At 53.6% G+C, this 18,401-nt stretch carries 12 protein-coding genes, 1 tRNA gene and 3 rRNA genes; 9 read left to right on the top strand and 7 right to left on the bottom strand.

The window, feature by feature from the left end; translation table 11 throughout:
• Positions 1-29 precede the first annotated feature (29 nt).
• On the bottom strand, positions 30-323 hold the full coding sequence (locus KGP24_RS02130) for a co-chaperone GroES (protein ID WP_003855929.1): 294 nt from the start codon (positions 321-323) through the stop codon (positions 30-32).
• Positions 324-502: 179 nt separating this feature from the next.
• Between KGP24_RS02130 and yjeH the strand changes: the two genes are divergently transcribed.
• Positions 503-1,753 carry an L-methionine/branched-chain amino acid transporter gene (gene yjeH / locus KGP24_RS02125; protein ID WP_223562222.1) on the top strand — a complete coding sequence of 417 codons (1,251 nt, stop codon included), beginning with the start codon at positions 503-505 and terminating at the stop codon, positions 1,751-1,753.
• Positions 1,754-1,777: 24 nt separating this feature from the next.
• Here yjeH and KGP24_RS02120 read toward each other — a convergent pair whose 3' ends face one another.
• Positions 1,778-2,242 (bottom strand): FxsA family protein, encoded by a 465-nt coding sequence (locus KGP24_RS02120; protein ID WP_023616652.1) that lies wholly within the window; start codon positions 2,240-2,242, stop codon positions 1,778-1,780.
• A gap of 335 nt (positions 2,243-2,577) precedes the next feature.
• Here KGP24_RS02120 and aspA point away from each other — a divergent pair, with 335 nt between their 5' ends.
• The 5 genes from aspA to KGP24_RS02095 all read left to right on the top strand — a co-directional run bounded on the left by aspA (position 2,578) and on the right by KGP24_RS02095 (position 8,160).
• On the top strand, positions 2,578-4,014 hold the full coding sequence (gene aspA / locus KGP24_RS02115; protein ID WP_003855923.1) for an aspartate ammonia-lyase: 1,437 nt from the start codon (positions 2,578-2,580) through the stop codon (positions 4,012-4,014).
• Positions 4,015-4,129: 115 nt separating this feature from the next.
• A complete protein-coding gene (locus KGP24_RS02110; protein WP_032662382.1) occupies positions 4,130-5,431 on the top strand; it encodes an anaerobic C4-dicarboxylate transporter in 1,302 nt (433 codons plus the stop codon).
• 113 nt (positions 5,432-5,544) lie between these two features.
• On the top strand, positions 5,545-5,868 hold the full coding sequence (gene cutA / locus KGP24_RS02105; protein ID WP_014168278.1) for a divalent cation tolerance protein CutA: 324 nt from the start codon (positions 5,545-5,547) through the stop codon (positions 5,866-5,868).
• Positions 5,844-7,535: a protein-disulfide reductase DsbD gene (locus KGP24_RS02100; RefSeq protein ID WP_223562221.1), complete on the top strand. Its 1,692-nt coding sequence runs from the start codon at positions 5,844-5,846 to the stop codon at positions 7,533-7,535. Before cutA ends, KGP24_RS02100 begins: the two co-directional genes overlap by 25 nt.
• Positions 7,536-7,584: 49 nt before the next feature.
• A complete protein-coding gene (locus KGP24_RS02095) occupies positions 7,585-8,160 on the top strand; it encodes a transcriptional regulator (RefSeq protein ID WP_023334223.1) in 576 nt (191 codons plus the stop codon).
• Here the strand turns inward: KGP24_RS02095 and KGP24_RS02090 are convergent.
• A complete protein-coding gene (locus tag KGP24_RS02090) occupies positions 8,157-8,399 on the bottom strand; it encodes a hypothetical protein (protein ID WP_223562220.1) in 243 nt (80 codons plus the stop codon). The genes KGP24_RS02095 and KGP24_RS02090 overlap by 4 nt on opposite strands.
• Positions 8,400-8,574: 175 nt before the next feature.
• Between KGP24_RS02090 and KGP24_RS02085 the strand changes: the two genes are divergently transcribed.
• Positions 8,575-8,650, top strand: a tRNA-Phe gene (locus KGP24_RS02085).
• 221 nt (positions 8,651-8,871) lie between these two features.
• Here the strand turns inward: KGP24_RS02085 and rrf are convergent.
• The 3 genes from rrf to KGP24_RS02070 form a co-directional block, all read right to left on the bottom strand.
• A 5S ribosomal RNA gene (gene rrf / locus KGP24_RS02080) occupies positions 8,872-8,987 on the bottom strand.
• Positions 8,988-9,056: 69 nt separating this feature from the next.
• A 23S ribosomal RNA gene (locus KGP24_RS02075) occupies positions 9,057-11,962 on the bottom strand.
• A gap of 208 nt (positions 11,963-12,170) precedes the next feature.
• Positions 12,171-13,710: ribosomal RNA gene (locus tag KGP24_RS02070) — 16S ribosomal RNA — on the bottom strand.
• The 16S, 23S and 5S rRNA genes sit together here, the layout of an rRNA operon.
• Positions 13,711-14,207: 497 nt before the next feature.
• Between KGP24_RS02070 and KGP24_RS02065 the strand changes: the two genes are divergently transcribed.
• The gene (locus KGP24_RS02065; protein ID WP_223562219.1) at positions 14,208-15,161 is read left to right on the top strand and encodes a nickel/cobalt transporter; all 954 of its coding nucleotides are present in this window, start codon (positions 14,208-14,210) and stop codon (positions 15,159-15,161) included.
• Positions 15,162-15,194: 33 nt separating this feature from the next.
• Here KGP24_RS02065 and proP read toward each other — a convergent pair whose 3' ends face one another.
• Complete coding sequence (gene proP, locus KGP24_RS02060) at positions 15,195-16,697, bottom strand: glycine betaine/L-proline transporter ProP (protein WP_045355283.1); 1,503 nt, start codon at positions 16,695-16,697, stop codon at positions 15,195-15,197.
• Between the two features lie 648 nt (positions 16,698-17,345).
• On the opposite strand from proP, the gene kdgT reads away from it, so the two are divergent.
• Positions 17,346-18,338: a 2-keto-3-deoxygluconate transporter gene (gene kdgT, locus KGP24_RS02055; RefSeq protein WP_223562218.1), complete on the top strand. Its 993-nt coding sequence runs from the start codon at positions 17,346-17,348 to the stop codon at positions 18,336-18,338.
• Positions 18,339-18,401 lie beyond the last annotated feature (63 nt).

Below are 18,401 nucleotides of genomic sequence, written 5' to 3'. Positions count from 1 at the left end.
TCTTATTTCCTCAAATTCTCGTGCGTAAATTACGCTTCAACAATTGCCAGAATGTCGCTCTCGGACATGATCAACACTTCTTCATTGTCGATCTTCTCGGATTTCACGCCGTAGCCATCGTTGAAAATTACGATGTCACCAACTTTAACGTCCAGTGGCTGCACAGTTCCGTTTTCCAGGATGCGGCCCTTACCGACAGCGATGATTTCGCCACGCGTTGATTTGGCTGCTGCAGAACCGGTCAGAACGATGCCGCCAGCAGACTTGGTTTCAACTTCTTTACGTTTGACGATCACACGATCATGTAACGGACGAATACTCATTGATAGCTCTCCTTTGAGAAAGTCATTATCAGTTATGGATGACGCCGGCCCGCATGCGGTTTTCCGACTAGTGCCCTGAGAGATGGGGATAGCTTTTTACCCCTTCAAGGGGGAGTCGAAAAAAAAATTTGCGAAAGTGTTACCATCGCCTCTCTTTTAGTACTGGCAGGGCGATGTCAATGAGTGGGCTCAAGCAGGAGTTGGGGTTGGCGCAGGGCGTTGGACTGCTCTCAACCTCCTTGTTAGGGACGGGCGTGTTTGCCGTACCCGCACTGGCGGCGCTGGTGGCTGGAAATAACAGCCTGTGGGCATGGCCGGTGCTGATTGTGTTGGTTTTCCCGATAGCCATTGTGTTTGCCATCCTGGGGCGGCATTTCCCCAGTGCGGGCGGCGTAGCGCACTTTGTCGGCCTGGCCTTTGGCCCCCGACTACAGCGTGTCACCGGCTGGCTATTTCTCTCCGTCATTCCGGTTGGCCTTCCTGCGGCGTTGCATATAGCGACCGGATTTGGTCAGGCGCTGTTTGGCTGGCATAACGAGCAGTTATTGCTGGCCGAACTGGGTACGCTGGCTATCGTCTGGTGGGTCGGCTCTCGCGGCGCCAGCTCGAGCGCCAATCTGCAGACGCTGGTTGCGGTGCTGATTGTCGCGCTCGTTGTCGCAATCTGGTGGGCGGGCGATATCACAATCCAGGAGATTCCCTTCCCGGCGGTGACAGGCGTCGACCATTCACAGCTTTTCGCCGCGCTCTCCGTCATGTTCTGGTGTTTTGTTGGTCTGGAAGCCTTTGCCCATCTGGCCTCTGAATTTAAGCAGCCGGAACGCGATTTCCCCCGCGCGCTGATGATAGGCCTGCTGCTGGCAGGTACGGTCTATTGGGCGTGTACCGTGCTGGTCTTACACTTCCACGCGTTCGGAGCGGATCTCGCCGCCGCGGCATCGCTGCCGGGTATCGTGGTGGAACTGTTCGGCGTGAAGGCGCTGTGGATCGCCTGTGTCATCGGCTATCTGGCCTGTTTTGCCAGCCTGAATATTTATATCCAGAGCTTTGCCCGGCTGGTGTGGTCGCAGGCGCTCGACAAACCCGAGAATCGCCTCGCGCGCCTGTCTAAACGCCAGCTTCCGCTGAATGCCCTGAATGCCGTACTGGGCTGCTGCGTGTTGAGCACGCTGTGTATTTACGCACTGAAGATTAATCTGGACGCGCTCATCGTCTACGCCAACGGCATTTTCATCATGATTTACCTGCTGTGCATGCTGGCGGGATGTCGTTTGCTGAAAGGTCGCTATAAAGCACTGGCGGTCGTCGGGGGTGTGCTTTGCCTGCTGTTGCTGGCGATGGTGGGATGGAAGAGTGTGTACGCGATTGTCATGCTGACGGGGCTGTGGCTGTTTTTGCCGAAGCGCGGCGCGCTCCCGGAGGCCCGGTAAGCGAAGCGCCACCGGGCAATAAAATCACCGATCGTCTTTATGGTCTAAACGGTCGTGCTGTTCATCCTTACGCTGATACTCCCCTTCAAAGGTATCGCCCGGCCCGGTGCTGAATCCGCCCCCCGGCATACGGCTAAAGCGCAAATGCGGCAGCAGCTTCATAGTCAGGTGCTTTTGCACCGGCGGCAGAAGCAGCAGAAGGCCGAGGAAATCAGTGAAGAACCCCGGCAGAATCAGCAGCAGCCCCGCAATAATCAGCGACACGCTTTTGATCATCTCTTCCGCCGGGCTTTCCCCTGCGGCCATCTTCTGCTGCATTATCAGGAAATTTTTGAAACCCTGATTACGCACCAGCGACATGCCGATGACGGAGGTGAAAATCACCAGAATCAGCGTCAGCAGGACGCCCAGCACATGAGCAACCTGGATGAAAATGGAAATCTCAATGTAAACATAGAGAAAGAAAGCAATAAACGGTATCCAGCGCACTGGCATCTCCTGTGTGGCAGAGGCCATCGGGCCCCTGTCTGAATGTGTTCGCGACGCGCGTTTGTATGAAATGGTGACGGTTAGCGAAAATTCAATCAGTTTGCACGGATATTTTTTTTGGAAATTTTAAAGCGGTGACCCATTTCACAGATTAATAATTATCATGGAATCGGCTCGATAATAAGTGATCCAGCTTACGGCAATTCGCTATCATCAGCATATGATCTCGAGCATCTGGCTGATTGAGGGAATAATCGTCGGCCAGAAAATATTCAAAACCACATAAATACTGTGTGTTTAGTACAATCCATCGGCAGCTTGAAAAGAAGGTTCACATGTTAAACAACATTCGTATCGAAGAAGACTTGTTGGGTACCAGGGAAGTTCCAGCGGATGCCTACTACGGTGTCCACACTCTGAGAGCGATTGAAAACTTCTACATCAGCAACAGCAAGATCAGCGACATCCCTGAGTTTGTCCGTGGCATGGTGATGGTGAAGAAAGCCGCAGCACTGGCCAACAAAGAGCTGCAAACCATTCCTAAAAGCGCGGCAAATGCGATTATCGCAGCCTGCGATGAAGTGCTGAACAACGGCAAATGCATGGACCAGTTCCCGGTTGACGTCTATCAGGGCGGCGCGGGCACCTCCGTCAACATGAATACCAACGAAGTATTGGCAAACATCGGCCTGGAGCTGATGGGTCACCAGAAAGGTGAATACCAGTACCTGAATCCGAACGACCACGTAAACAAATGCCAGTCTACCAACGACGCCTACCCTACCGGCTTCCGTATCGCGGTGTATGCCTCTGTGGTGAAACTGGTGGATGCGATCAACCAGCTGGGTGATGGCTTCCAGCGTAAAGCGGTTGAGTTCCAGGACATCCTGAAAATGGGTCGTACGCAGCTGCAGGACGCGGTGCCGATGACGCTCGGCCAGGAATTCCACGCGTTTAACGTACTGCTGAACGAAGAGACCAAAAACCTGCTGCGCACCTCCGAGCTGCTGCTGGAAGTAAACCTGGGCGCCACCGCCATCGGTACGCGTCTGAATACCCCGGATGGCTATCAGCAGCTGGCGGTACAGAAGCTGGCTGAAGTTTCCAACCTGCCGGTTGTGCCTGCAGAAGACCTGATTGAAGCCACCTCCGACTGCGGCGCCTACGTCATGGTACACAGCGCCCTGAAACGTCTGGCAGTGAAACTGTCCAAAATCTGTAACGACCTGCGCCTGCTCTCTTCCGGTCCGCGCGCTGGCCTGAACGAAATCAACCTGCCAGAACTGCAGGCGGGTTCGTCCATCATGCCGGCCAAGGTGAACCCGGTTGTGCCAGAAGTGGTGAACCAGGTTTGCTTCAAAGTCATCGGTAACGATACGACCGTGACCATGGCCTCTGAAGCTGGTCAGCTGCAGCTGAACGTGATGGAGCCAGTGATTGGCCAGGCGATGTTTGAATCTATCCACATCCTGACGAATGCCTGCTACAACCTGCTGGAAAAATGCATTAACGGCATCACGGCGAATAAAGAAGTCTGTGAGGGTTATGTCTATAACTCCATCGGGATCGTCACCTATCTCAACCCGTTCATCGGTCACCACAACGGTGACATCGTCGGTAAAATTTGCGCCGAAACCGGTAAGAGCGTACGTGAAGTGGTGCTGGAGCGCGGGCTGTTGACCGAAGCTGAGCTGGACGATATCTTCTCGGCCCAGAACCTGATGCACCCGGCATATAAAGCAAAACGATATACCGATGAAAGCGAACAGTAACCGTTCAGGCTAGGCTTCTTAAGGCACGTCACTTGTGACGTGCCTTTTTTCTTTTTAGACGTTACCAAAATACAACAATTCAATATCAACTTGTTAATAAGCAAGGAAGGTCCTTATGTTTGGAGCAGAACTCGTCATCGTCTTGTTGGCGATTTATTTGGGAGCAAGACTCGGGGGTATCGGCATCGGTTTTGCCGGCGGTCTCGGGGTGCTCGTTCTTACCCTTATCTTTCAGATTAAACCCGGCGCAATCCCGTTTGACGTTATCGAAATCATCATGGCAGTTATTGCCGCTATCGCCGCCATGCAGGTGGCAGGTGGTATGGACTACCTGGTGAGCCTGGCGGAGCGTATGCTGCGCCGCCATCCAAAATATATTACCTTCCTTGCCCCGCTGGTGACCTGGTTTATGACCATTCTCGCCGGTACGGGCCACACCGCCTTCTCTACGCTGCCAGTGATTACCGAAGTGGCGAAAGAGCAAGGTATCCGTCCGTCTCGTCCGCTCTCTATTGCCGTCGTCGCGTCCCAGATTGCGATTACCGCCTCGCCGATTTCAGCTGCGGTGGTCTTCTTCGCAGGTATCCTTGAGCCGATGGGCGTGAGCTACCTGACGCTGCTGGCGATCTGTATCCCGGTGACGCTGATTGCGGTGATGATCACTGCCGTGCTGTGTAACTTCCTCGGCGCTGAACTGAAAGACGATCCGGTTTATCAGGAACGCCTTGCCAAGGGTGAAGTGAAACTGCGCGGCAGCCAGGTCTTCGAACTGAAGCCGCACGCAAAACGCTCCGTGCTGCTGTTCCTGATCGGCATTGTCGCCGTCATGTTCTACGCGACCGCTATCAGCGATACCGTGGGCCTGATCCAGAACCCGGTCCTGCCGCGTAACGAAGCGATTGTGGTGTTTATGCTGACCATCGCGACGCTGATTAGCATCACCTGTAAAATTGACACCAGCGAAGTGCTGAACGCCAGCACCTTCAAATCCGGTATGAGCGCCTGCGTGTGCGTACTGGGCGTGGCATGGCTCGGTGATACCTTCGTGAAAGCGCACATCAGCGACATCCAGACCGTAGCCGGTGACCTGCTGCACAACTACCCGTGGCTGCTGGCGGTGGTGCTGTTCTTTGCCGCTACCCTGCTTTACTCCCAGGCGGCGACCACCAAAGCGCTGATGCCTGCGGCACTGATGCTGGGCGTTACCCCGCTGACGGCGATTGCCTCTTTCGCGGCGGTTTCTGCCCTGTTCGTTCTGCCAACCTACCCAACCCTGCTGGCTGCGGTGGAGATGGACGACACCGGCTCAACCCGTATCGGTAAGTATGTGTTTAACCACGCGTTCCTGATCCCGGGCGTGGTCGCCATTTCACTTTGCGTGATCCTCGGCTTTATCATTGGCGGCGTGGTGCTGTAAACGGTGAGTGGTTGTAAAAATAGTTAAAATCGGGCCGCTCTGCGGCCCGTTTCATTAATGACCAACCGCCTTGCGTGATATAGTGAAACCTTTCGTGATGAGGAGGTCGACTTGTGAACACGCCTGATGCTGTTGTCGTACTGTGCACCGCCCCTGATGAAGCCTCTGCCCAGGATCTCGCCGCTAAAGTGCTGGCCGAAAAACTGGCTGCCTGCGTGACGCTCCTCCCCGGCGCCACCTCCCTTTATTACTGGGAAGGCAAGCTGGAGCAGGAGTACGAAGTCCAGATGTTGCTCAAAACCAATCTGGCGAATCAGCAGGCACTCCTCGACTGCCTCAAATCTCATCATCCTTACCAAACCCCGGAACTGCTGGTCTTGCCCGTGGTTCATGGCGATAACGACTATCTCTCATGGCTCAACGCTTCCTTACGCTGATCCTGCTGCTGTGCAGCACGTCAGCTTTTGCCGGGTTGTTTGACGCACCCGGCCGTTCGAACTTCATCCCTGCCGACCAGGCGTTTGTTTTCGACTTTCAGCAAAACCAGCACGATCTCAGTCTTACCTGGCAGGTGAAAGAGGGTTATTACCTCTATCGCAAGCAGGTGAGCATTACCCCTGCCCGGGCAAACGTGGGCGCATTACAGTTGCCCGCTGGCGAGTGGCACGAGGACGAGTTCTACGGTAAGAGTGAAATCTACCGCCAGCGCTTAAGCGTCCCCGTCACGGTGAATCAGGCGGATAAAGGCGCGACGTTGACGGTGACGTATCAGGGGTGCGCGGATGCGGGTTTCTGCTATCCGCCGGAAACGAAAGTCGTGCCGCTCAGCGAAGTGAAAGCATCTGCTGCTGTAACGCCGGTCCCTGCGGTTGAGAAAACCAACGACCGCGCTGACCTTCCGTTCTCAGCGCTTTGGGCCTTGCTGATCGGTATCGGCATTGCCTTTACGCCGTGCGTGCTGCCGATGTATCCGCTCATCTCCGGCATCGTGCTGGGCGGCAAACAGCGTCTTTCTACTGCCCGCGCGCTGCTGCTGGCCTTTATATACGTGCAGGGAATGGCGCTGACCTACACGGCGCTCGGCCTCGTGGTTGCCGCTGCCGGGTTACAGTTCCAGGCAGCACTCCAGCACCCTTATGTTCTCATTGGCCTGTCAGCGGTGTTTATCCTGTTGGCGCTGTCAATGTTTGGCCTGTTCACGCTACAGCTGCCCTCCTCGCTGCAAACGCGCTTAACGCTGATGAGCAACCGTCAGCAGGGCGGCTCCGCAGGCGGCGTGTTCGCGATGGGTGCCATTGCCGGTCTGATATGCTCTCCCTGCACCACCGCGCCGCTGAGCGCCATCCTGCTCTATATCGCCCAGAGCGGTAACATGTGGCTCGGCGGTGGAACGTTGTACCTGTATGCCCTGGGCATGGGCCTGCCGCTGATTCTGGTCACGGTTTTCGGTAATCGACTTCTGCCGAAGAGCGGCCCATGGATGGAGACGGTGAAAACCGCATTTGGCTTTGTCATCCTCGCGCTGCCGGTGTTCCTCCTTGAGCGTATCATCGGCGACGCCTGGGGTTTGCGCCTGTGGGCGATGCTCGGCGTAGCATTCTTTGCCTGGGCGTTTATTGTCAGCCTGGGGGCGAAGAAGTCATGGATGCGCCTGGTGCAAATCCTGCTGCTGGCTGCCGCGCTGGTGAGCGTACGCCCTCTGCAGGACTGGGCGTTCGGCACACTGGTGGGTCAGACCCAGGCGCATCTGAACTTCACCCAGATTAAAAACGTGGATGAACTTAACAGCGCCCTGGCAGAGGCGAAAGGTAAACCGGTGATGCTCGATCTCTATGCCGACTGGTGTGTCGCCTGCAAAGAGTTTGAAAAATATACTTTTAGCGATCCGCAGGTGCAAAGCGCCCTGAAAGAGACCGTTTTGCTCCAGGCGAACGTGACCGCCAATAATGCGCAGGATAAGGCTCTGCTGAAGCAGCTTAACGTACTCGGGCTGCCAACCATTCTGTTCTTCAATCAACAGGGCCAGGAGCAGCAAGAGCAGCGTGTAACCGGGTTTATGGATGCTGCGGCATTTAGCGCGTATTTGCGCAATCGCCAACCGTAAACAACACTTTAAACGGGACAAACCGTTGGGAATAGCGGAGGAGATAACCGTGCAACGTGAAGACGTACTGGGACAAGCCCTGCAACTACTTGAGATTCAAGGGATCGCCAGCACCACGCTTGAGATGGTAGCCGACCGTATCGATTATCCTCTGGATGAACTTAAGCGCTTCTGGCCGGATAAAGAGGCGCTACTCTATGATGCCCTGCGCTATCTCAGCCAGCAGGTTGATGTCTGGCGCAGGCAACTGATGCTGAATGAAGAACTGACCGCGGAGCAAAAGCTGCTGGCGCGCTATACCGCGCTGACGGAATGCGTCAGCAACAACCGCTACCCAGGTTGTCTGTTCATCGCCGCCTGCACTTATTTTCCCGACCCAGGCCATCCTATCCACCAGTTGGCGGAGCAGCAAAAACGGGCGGCGCATGACTTCACCCACGAGCTGCTGACCACGCTGGAAGTCGATGACCCTGCGATGGTGGCTAAACAGATGGAGCTAGTGCTGGAAGGTTGCCTCAGCCGCATGCTGGTGAACCGTAGCCAGGCAGATGTGGATACGGCGCACCGCCTGGCGGAAGATATTCTACGCTTTGCCCAATGCAGAATGGGTGGAGCGCTGACCTAAGCCAGCGTGCCCGCCCAGGCGGAGATGAGCAGACACAGCGCCATCAGGCGCTGAAACCGCACCATCGCCACGGTGGTGCGAAAAATTCGGTTCACCGCTTTCCAACCACGCCCAGCGCCATCATCCAGTTTTTCGGGTTTTACGCCAAAGTGCTGGCTGTTCGTCAGCACCAGAATATTGGTTGGCCCCGGTGTAATGGAGGCGACAAAAGCGAACAACAGAAAGGATATCACACTCACAGGTGGCCCCTTTTTGTTAGAGCCATGAATGTGCCGTTATTTTTTGGAAACGTCTGAAAGATTTGTGCATTTTCGCGGCAAAAGCGGACAGATTGCCGCAAACTTAAGCAGTTGAACAGCTTTCCCCGAAATAATGTTGACGATAGGCCGTGATTGCGGTTTAATGCGCTCCGTTGCCCGGATAGCTCAGTCGGTAGAGCAGGGGATTGAAAATCCCCGTGTCCTTGGTTCGATTCCGAGTCCGGGCACCACTATTTAAAGAACCCAGCCTTTGGCTGGGTTTTTGCTTTTCTACGTTTATAAATCCCTTCTTTAGTATTCTTGTTTCTCTTTGCCGTGGGATCGTGCGGTCTGCTTTGCCAGATGGCGGCTTTACCTTATCCGGCCTACTAAACCCGCAGTGCTACTGGTTTTTTCAAGACCCAAAGCAAAAAACCCCGCACCTTCCGGTACGGGGTTCTTCTTAATTGATGCCTGGCAGTTCCCTACTCTCGCATGGGGAGACCCCACACTACCATCGGCGCTACGGCGTTTCACTTCTGAGTTCGGCATGGGGTCAGGTGGGACCACCGCGCTAAAGCCGCCAGGCAAATTCTGTTAATCTGTATCAGGCTGAAAATCGTGTCTCTCTCACCGCCAAAACACCTTCGGCGTTGTAAGGTTAAGCCTCACGGTTCATTAGTATCGGTTAGCTCAACGCATCGCTGCGCTTACACACCCGACCTATCAACGTCGTAGTCTTCAACGTTCCTTCAGGACTCTCAGGGAGTCAGGGAGAACTCATCTCGGGGCAAGTTTCGTGCTTAGATGCTTTCAGCACTTATCTTTTCCGCATTTAGCTACCGGGCAGTGCCATTGGCATGACAACCCGAACACCAGTGATGCGTCCACTCCGGTCCTCTCGTACTAGGAGCAGCCCCCCTCAATTCTCCAGCGCCCACGGCAGATAGGGACCGAACTGTCTCACGACGTTCTAAACCCAGCTCGCGTACCACTTTAAATGGCGAACAGCCATACCCTTGGGACCTACTTCAGCCCCAGGATGTGATGAGCCGACATCGAGGTGCCAAACACCGCCGTCGATATGAACTCTTGGGCGGTATCAGCCTGTTATCCCCGGAGTACCTTTTATCCGTTGAGCGATGGCCCTTCCATTCAGAACCACCGGATCACTATGACCTGCTTTCGCACCTGCTCGAGCCGTCACTCTCGCAGTCAAGCTAGCTTATGCCATTGCACTAACCTCCTGATGTCCGACCAGGATTAGCTAACCTTCGTGCTCCTCCGTTACTCTTTGGGAGGAGACCGCCCCAGTCAAACTACCCACCAGACACTGTCCGCAACCCGGATCACGGGTCTACGTTAGAACACCAGCCATTAAAGGGTGGTATTTCAAGGATGGCTCCACGCAGACTGGCGTCCACGCTTCAAAGCCTCCCACCTATCCTACACATCAAGGACCAGTGTTCAGTGTCAAGCTATAGTAAAGGTTCACGGGGTCTTTCCGTCTTGCCGCGGGTACACTGCATCTTCACAGCGAGTTCAATTTCACTGAGTCTCGGGTGGAGACAGCCTGGCCATCATTACGCCATTCGTGCAGGTCGGAACTTACCCGACAAGGAATTTCGCTACCTTAGGACCGTTATAGTTACGGCCGCCGTTTACCGGGGCTTCGATCAAGAGCTTCGCGTTGCCGCTAACCCCATCAATTAACCTTCCGGCACCGGGCAGGCGTCACACCGTATACGTCCACTTTCGTGTTTGCACAGTGCTGTGTTTTTAATAAACAGTTGCAGCCAGCTGGTATCTTCGACTGATTTCAGCTCCACCCGCAGGGGCTTCACCTACATATCAGCGTGCCTTCTCCCGAAGTTACGGCACCATTTTGCCTAGTTCCTTCACCCGAGTTCTCTCAAGCGCCTTGGTATTCTCTACCTGACCACCTGTGTCGGTTTGGGGTACGATTTCGTGTTACCTGATGCTTAGAGGCTTTTCCTGGAAGCAGGGCATTTGTTACTTCAGCACCGTAGTGCCTCGTCATCACACCTCAGCGTTAATAAACGACCGGATTTACCTAATCGTTCCGCCTACATGCTTAAACCGGGACAACCGTCGCCCGGCTAACATAGCCTTCTCCGTCCCCCCTTCGCAGTAACACCAAGTACAGGAATATTAACCTGTTTCCCATCGACTACGCCTTTCGGCCTCGCCTTAGGGGTCGACTCACCCTGCCCCGATTAACGTTGGACAGGAACCCTTGGTCTTCCGGCGAGCGGGCTTTTCACCCGCTTTATCGTTACTTATGTCAGCATTCGCACTTCTGATACCTCCAGCATGCCTCACAGCACACCTTCAACGGCTTACAGAACGCTCCCCTACCCAACAACGCATAAGCGTCGCTGCCGCAGCTTCGGTGCATGGTTTAGCCCCGTTACATCTTCCGCGCAGGCCGACTCGACCAGTGAGCTATTACGCTTTCTTTAAATGATGGCTGCTTCTAAGCCAACATCCTGGCTGTCTGTGCCTTCCCACATCGTTTCCCACTTAACCATGACTTTGGGACCTTAGCTGGCGGTCTGGGTTGTTTCCCTCTTCACGACGGACGTTAGCACCCGCCGTGTGTCTCCCGTGATAACATTCTTCGGTATTCGTAGTTTGCATCGGGTTGGTAAGCCGGGATGGCCCCCTAGCCGAAACAGTGCTCTACCCCCGAAGATGAGTTCACGAGGCGCTACCTAAATAGCTTTCGGGGAGAACCAGCTATCTCCCGGTTTGATTGGCCTTTCACCCCCAGCCACAAGTCATCCGCTAATTTTTCAACATTAGTCGGTTCGGTCCTCCAGTTAGTGTTACCCAACCTTCAACCTGCCCATGGCTAGATCACCGGGTTTCGGGTCTATACCCTGCAACTTAACGCCCAGTTAAGACTCGGTTTCCCTTCGGCTCCCCTATACGGTTAACCTTGCTACAGAATATAAGTCGCTGACCCATTATACAAAAGGTACGCAGTCACACCACAAAGGTGCTCCCACTGCTTGTACGTACACGGTTTCAGGTTCTTTTTCACTCCCCTCGCCGGGGTTCTTTTCGCCTTTCCCTCACGGTACTGGTTCACTATCGGTCAGTCAGGAGTATTTAGCCTTGGAGGATGGTCCCCCCATATTCAGACAGGATACCACGTGTCCCGCCCTACTCTTCGAGTTCACAACCTGTGTGCTTTCGTGTACGGGACTGTCACCCTGTACCGTGCGACTTTCCAGACGCTTCCACTAACACACAAGCTGATTCAGACTCTGGGCTGCTCCCCGTTCGCTCGCCGCTACTGGGGGAATCTCGGTTGATTTCTTTTCCTCGGGGTACTTAGATGTTTCAGTTCCCCCGGTTCGCCTCGTTAACCTATGTATTCAGTTAACGATAGTGCAACGAATTGCACTGGGTTTCCCCATTCGGACATCGCCGGGTCAAAGGTTCATATCACCTCGCCGGCGCTTTTCGCAGATTAGCACGTCCTTCATCGCCTCTGACTGCCAGGGCATCCACCGTGTACGCTTAGTCGCTTAACCTCACAACCCGAAGATGTTTCTTTCGATTCATCATCGACTTGCGAAAATTTGAGAGACTCGAACACACATAACATGTGTGTCGTTTCAATTTTCAGCTTGATCCAGATTTTTAAAGAGCAAAACTTCTTAATGCACTCAAAAGTACATTCAGAAGTTTATCATTCATCAGACAATCTGTGTGAGCACTACAAAGGCAGGTTCTTTAAGGTAAGGAGGTGATCCAACCGCAGGTTCCCCTACGGTTACCTTGTTACGACTTCACCCCAGTCATGAATCACAAAGTGGTAAGCGCCCTCCCGAAGGTTAAGCTACCTACTTCTTTTGCAACCCACTCCCATGGTGTGACGGGCGGTGTGTACAAGGCCCGGGAACGTATTCACCGTAGCATTCTGATCTACGATTACTAGCGATTCCGACTTCATGGAGTCGAGTTGCAGACTCCAATCCGGACTACGACGCACTTTATGAGGTCCGCTTGCTCTCGCGAGGTCGCTTCTCTTTGTATGCGCCATTGTAGCACGTGTGTAGCCCTACTCGTAAGGGCCATGATGACTTGACGTCATCCCCACCTTCCTCCAGTTTATCACTGGCAGTCTCCTTTGAGTTCCCGGCCTAACCGCTGGCAACAAAGGATAAGGGTTGCGCTCGTTGCGGGACTTAACCCAACATTTCACAACACGAGCTGACGACAGCCATGCAGCACCTGTCTCAGAGTTCCCGAAGGCACCAATCCATCTCTGGAAAGTTCTCTGGATGTCAAGAGTAGGTAAGGTTCTTCGCGTTGCATCGAATTAAACCACATGCTCCACCGCTTGTGCGGGCCCCCGTCAATTCATTTGAGTTTTAACCTTGCGGCCGTACTCCCCAGGCGGTCGACTTAACGCGTTAGCTCCGGAAGCCACGCCTCAAGGGCACAACCTCCAAGTCGACATCGTTTACGGCGTGGACTACCAGGGTATCTAATCCTGTTTGCTCCCCACGCTTTCGCACCTGAGCGTCAGTCTTTGTCCAGGGGGCCGCCTTCGCCACCGGTATTCCTCCAGATCTCTACGCATTTCACCGCTACACCTGGAATTCTACCCCCCTCTACAAGACTCTAGCCTGCCAGTTTCGAATGCAGTTCCCAGGTTGAGCCCGGGGATTTCACATCCGACTTGACAGACCGCCTGCGTGCGCTTTACGCCCAGTAATTCCGATTAACGCTTGCACCCTCCGTATTACCGCGGCTGCTGGCACGGAGTTAGCCGGTGCTTCTTCTGCGGGTAACGTCAATTGCTGAGGTTATTAACCTCAACACCTTCCTCCCCGCTGAAAGTACTTTACAACCCGAAGGCCTTCTTCATACACGCGGCATGGCTGCATCAGGCTTGCGCCCATTGTGCAATATTCCCCACTGCTGCCTCCCGTAGGAGTCTGGACCGTGTCTCAGTTCCAGTGTGGCTGGTCATCCTCTCAGACCAGCTAGGGATCGTCGCCTAGGTGAGCCGTTACCCCACCTACTAGCTAATCCCATCTGGGCACATCTGATGGCAAGAGGCCCGAAGGTCCCCCTCTTTGGTCTTGCGACGTTATGCGGTATTAGCTACCGTTTCCAGTAGTTATCCCCCTCCATCAGGCAGTTTCCCAGACATTACTCACCCGTCCGCCGCTCGTCACCCAGGAGCAAGCTCCCTGTGTTACCGCTCGACTTGCATGTGTTAGGCCTGCCGCCAGCGTTCAATCTGAGCCATGATCAAACTCTTCAATTTAAGTTTGATGCTCGTGAATTAAACTTCGTAATGAATTACGTATGTTCACTCAGAGACTTGGTATTCATTTTTCGTCTTGCGACGTTAAGAATCCATGTCACTTTGAGTGCCCACACAGATTGTCTGATAAATTGTTAAAGAGCAGTGCAACGCGGCTTTCGCTCACCGTTGCGAGGTGGCGTATATTACGCTTTCCTCTTTCAGAGTCAACCCGTTATTTCAGGATTTTTTCTCTTCAACCGAACCGCTTGTTGTGTGAAGTGATTCACATCCGCCGTGTCGATGGAGGCGCATTATAGGGAGTTCTCAGCTGGCCGCAACCGCTAAATGACAGAAAAATGACTGACTGCTGCATTCCACAGCAAAACCCCGCCTTATACCCTTTTATTCACAAAGTTATCCACAGTTATGAGCGGATCGCGATGCGATCCCACGAATTGGGCGGGAAGATCAACTATACTAGCGGCAAATAATCTACTCTGTGCAGGCCCATCCTCATGACCACACAACGCCTCGCCCGTGACTGGCGTCTCCCTACAGCAGGAGTGATGCTGCTGGCAATCCTCTTTGCCGTTTTTACCCTGCATGCGCACTGGAACGCTTTTATCCAGTGGTGTCTCGCCACGCAAATTACGCTACACCGTTATCTGGTGATGTATTTGTTGCAGCTTAATAACCACCAGTACAGCGGCGGATTATGGCTGTTAACGGGCGCTTTCCTTTATGGTGTTCTCCACGCCATTGGCCCAGGGCACGGAAAGTTCATCGTGACGACTTACCTGACGACAAATAAGGAAAGCGAACTGGCCGCCCGGGTTGTTCCCTTCCTGGGTAGCCTGATGCAGGGCGTCAGCGCCATTCTGTTTGTCTTTATTCTGGCGGTGGGGTTTAACCTCGCTTCAGGGGATATCAGTACCAGCCGCTGGTATGTGGAGAAGATAAGCGCAGTGCTTATTGGCGCGTTTGGTGCGTTTGTTATTTACCAGGCGCTGAAGAGCCTGCACCCGCATAGGATGACTATCTCCGCCATCAAGCCCCTTCATCAGCACGGTGAACACTGTGGTTGCGGTCATCATGGCGTGGGGGCGAATCTGACACGAGGTGACTGGAAAACGCGCCTGGGTGTTATTCTGGCGATTGGCGCACGTCCATGCAGCGGGGCGATCATGATTCTGATGTTCTCGAACGCGCTGGGCATTGTCACCTGGGGAGTGGCCGCCGTCATGACCATGTCTTTGGGCACCGCACTTTCTATCGTAGGGCTTTCCCTGGCTGTACGTTACGCCCGCGAGCGCACGGTGACCTGGTTCGGAGAAAGCGACTCATTAAGATGGCTCGTACCGGCAGTCAAAATAACCGGAGGGATAGTCTTGATCCTGTTCGCGACGGTGCTGTTCCTGACGGTAATCCCTGTCAGCGCCAATGGGGACTACATCGCTGCTGGATGCTAATAAAAGAAAACCCGCCGTTGGCGGGTTTCTTTATTACTCGTTGATGCGTGGATGCTGGTCCACCAGTCGGGAGCGTTTTTTCTGCAGCTCTTCAATCTCTGCGTCAATATCCTCAATCTTCTGCTCTACATTATCGTAGTGCTCACGCAGGATCTCTTTCGCTTCCTGGATATCAGACGCCGCAGGCGTTGCGCCTTTCAGAGGGCGATTCGCCGTCTCCTTCATGGTAAGACCGGTAATCAAACCAATCACCGCAATCACCATCAGGTAATAAGCCGGCATCATCAGGTTCTGCGTGCTCTCTACCAGCGAGGCGGCAAGCGTCGGGGTCAGACCGGCAATCAGCACCGAGATGTTAAAGGCCGCGGCCAGCGCGCTGTAGCGAATATGCGTCGGGAACATCGCGGGCAACGTTGAGGCCATCACCCCGATAAAGCAGTTAAGGATCACCGCCAGCATCAGCAGACCGGCAAAAATCAGCCCCAGTACATCACTGTTAATCAGAATGAATGCCGGAATTGCCAGAGCAAACAGCGCAACGCTTCCGAGAATAATGAACGGTCGACGGCCAAAACGGTCACTCAACAGGCCCATAATCGGCTGCACAAACAGCATACCGACCATGATGGCGATAATAATCAACACACCGTGATCTTCCGAGTAGTGCAGGTTATGCGACAGATAGCTCGGCATGTAGGTCAACAGCATGTAGTAGGTCACGTTGGTCGAAATCACCAGACCAATACAGGTCAGCAGGCTGCGCCAGTGCTTAGTGGCAATCTCTTTGAACGACACCTTCGGACCATCCTGCAGCCCTTCACGGTCACCCTGTTCCAGTTTATCGACGTGCTGCTGGAAAGCAGGCGTCTCTTCAAGCGCATGGCGCAGGTAGAGGCCAATAATCCCCAGCGGCAATGCCAGGAAGAACGGGATACGCCAGCCCCAGTCGAGGAAGTTATCTTCGCCCACCACGGTTGAAATCAGCACCACTACGCCCGCGCCCAGAACAAACCCGGCAATCGAGCCGAAGTCCAGCCAACTGCCCATAAAACCGCGCTTACGGTCCGGGGAATACTCGGCAACGAAGATTGAGGCACCGGTATATTCACCGCCTACGGAGAAGCCCTGCGCCATCTTACAAATCAGCAGCAGAATCGGTGCCCAAATGCCGATGGTGGCGTAAGACGGTATAAGGCCGATACAGAATGTACTGATCGACATAATGACGATGGTAATGGCCAGGATCTTCTGACGACCATATTTATCGCCAAGCATACCGAAGAACAGACCGCCCAGCGGGCGAATCAGGAAGGGAACGGAGAACGTACCCAGTGCGGCAATCATCTGCAGGCTGGGATCGGCCCCAGGGAAAAACACTTTACCTAACGCATAGGCCACAAAGCCGTAGACACCAAAATCGAACCATTCCATCGCATTACCGAGCGAGGCTGCGGTGATGGCTTTACGCAGCTTTGCGTCATCAATAATGGTGACGTCGCGAAGCGTGATGGGTTTAATCTTTTTCCTTCTCAGCATAGCTATCCTCGTTGACTCGGCCCTGTCTGTTTCACAGTCCAGTTAGCGTTCTGTGAACCATGGGATTCGCTCCATGCGAATCGCCTTATTCAAGCGTAGCAGGTTTACTTACATTGACGTTTTACGTCGATACAACCGAACCTGTTGACGCCTGCCTGGGCAGTTAATGACCTTTTTACCCTACCAGCGTTTATATTTGTGATCAACTTCACACATATTTTCGTGTCTGGTCAACTCAGCCCAATTTTTGTCAAGGAGTGCCAATAAGTACTTCCTTAACCCATCTAAAGAACATCCTCACGCGCGTCATTATTTCTTTCGTAACAGAAAAACAAACCACGTTAATTCACATCAGATTTACATAAATTTTCATCAAAAGAAGACGGCCTCAAGCTTTACATTGAATATGTGACAAAGATAACTAAAACGATGTTTTATTTTCATTGAATCAATATTCCAATGATCGCATGATAAATCCGAATTCAGCGTTTTATGTGTTTCTGAATGAGGTTAATCGGGAGCACACATTTATTTATGTTGCAGTGTTATCGAAAAAAGACCGCAAGAAACAAAAGCAATCAATTGAATTTATTGACTAATTTCTAACACCTATCACCCGTCCTGCGGGATCCGATGTGAGGTTTGTCCATGAAAATTAAAGCCACGATAGAACGTATACCTGGCGGCATGATGCTGGTTCCGCTGGTACTGGGCGCCATTCTGAATACTCTCGCTCCCGATACTGGAGCCTATTTTGGTGGTTTCACAAAAGGCATGATAACAGGCACGGTTCCCATTCTTGCCGTCTGGTTTTTTTGTATCGGCGCCTCCATTAATTTGCGGGCAACGGGGACAGTATTACGGAAATCCGGAACGCTGGTGATAACCAAAATAGCGGTAGCCTGGGCGGTGGCAATGATATGCGCGATGTTCATTCCGGAGAATGGAATTCAGACTGGGTTCTTTGCGGGTTTATCGGTCCTGGCGATTGTCTCGGCGATGGATATGACCAACGGCGGATTGTACGCCAGCCTGATGAACCAGTACGGGACGAAAGAAGAGTCCGGCGCATTTGTGTTGATGTCTCTGGAATCCGGCCCGCTGATGACGATGCTGATCCTGGGGTCTGCTGGCCTGGCCTCGTTTGAACCCCACCACTTTGTCGGCGCGATCCTGCCCTTCCTGGTCGGTTTCGCCCTTGGCAATCTCGATCGCGATCTGCGTGATTTCTTCAGCAAAGCCACGCCGGTGCTGATCCCGTTCTTCGGTTTCGCACTGGGGAACACCATCAACCTGAAGGTCATTCTCGATACCGGCCTGCTGGGTATTGTGCTGGGTGTCGCCGTGATCGTCATCACCGGTATTCCGCTGATCATTGCCGACCGCGTAATTGGAGGAGGAAACGGCACGGCCGGCGTCGCCGCCTCTTCAGCCGCTGGTGCTGCCGTCGCAAACCCGGTGATTATTGCCCAAATTAACCCGGCCTTCGAACCGGTTGCCGCTTCAGCAACGGCACTGGTTGCCGCCAGCGTTATTGTCACCGCGATTCTGGTGCCCATCATCACGGCGCTTTATGCGAAACGCTACGGAAATATGCAAGAGACCCACCTTGAACCGAAACCAATAGAAATGAATCATTAACGCATCGAACCAAACCATCCCCTCTCCCCCCGGGAGAGGGTCAGGGTCAGGGTCAGGGTCAGG

Origin of the sequence: Enterobacter sp. JBIWA008, from assembly GCF_019968765.1 — a bacterium.
Classification (GTDB): Bacteria; Pseudomonadota; Gammaproteobacteria; order Enterobacterales; family Enterobacteriaceae; genus Enterobacter.
The sequence above is the reverse complement of the archived record's forward strand: the minus strand, read 5'-3'. Positions and strand labels throughout refer to the sequence as shown.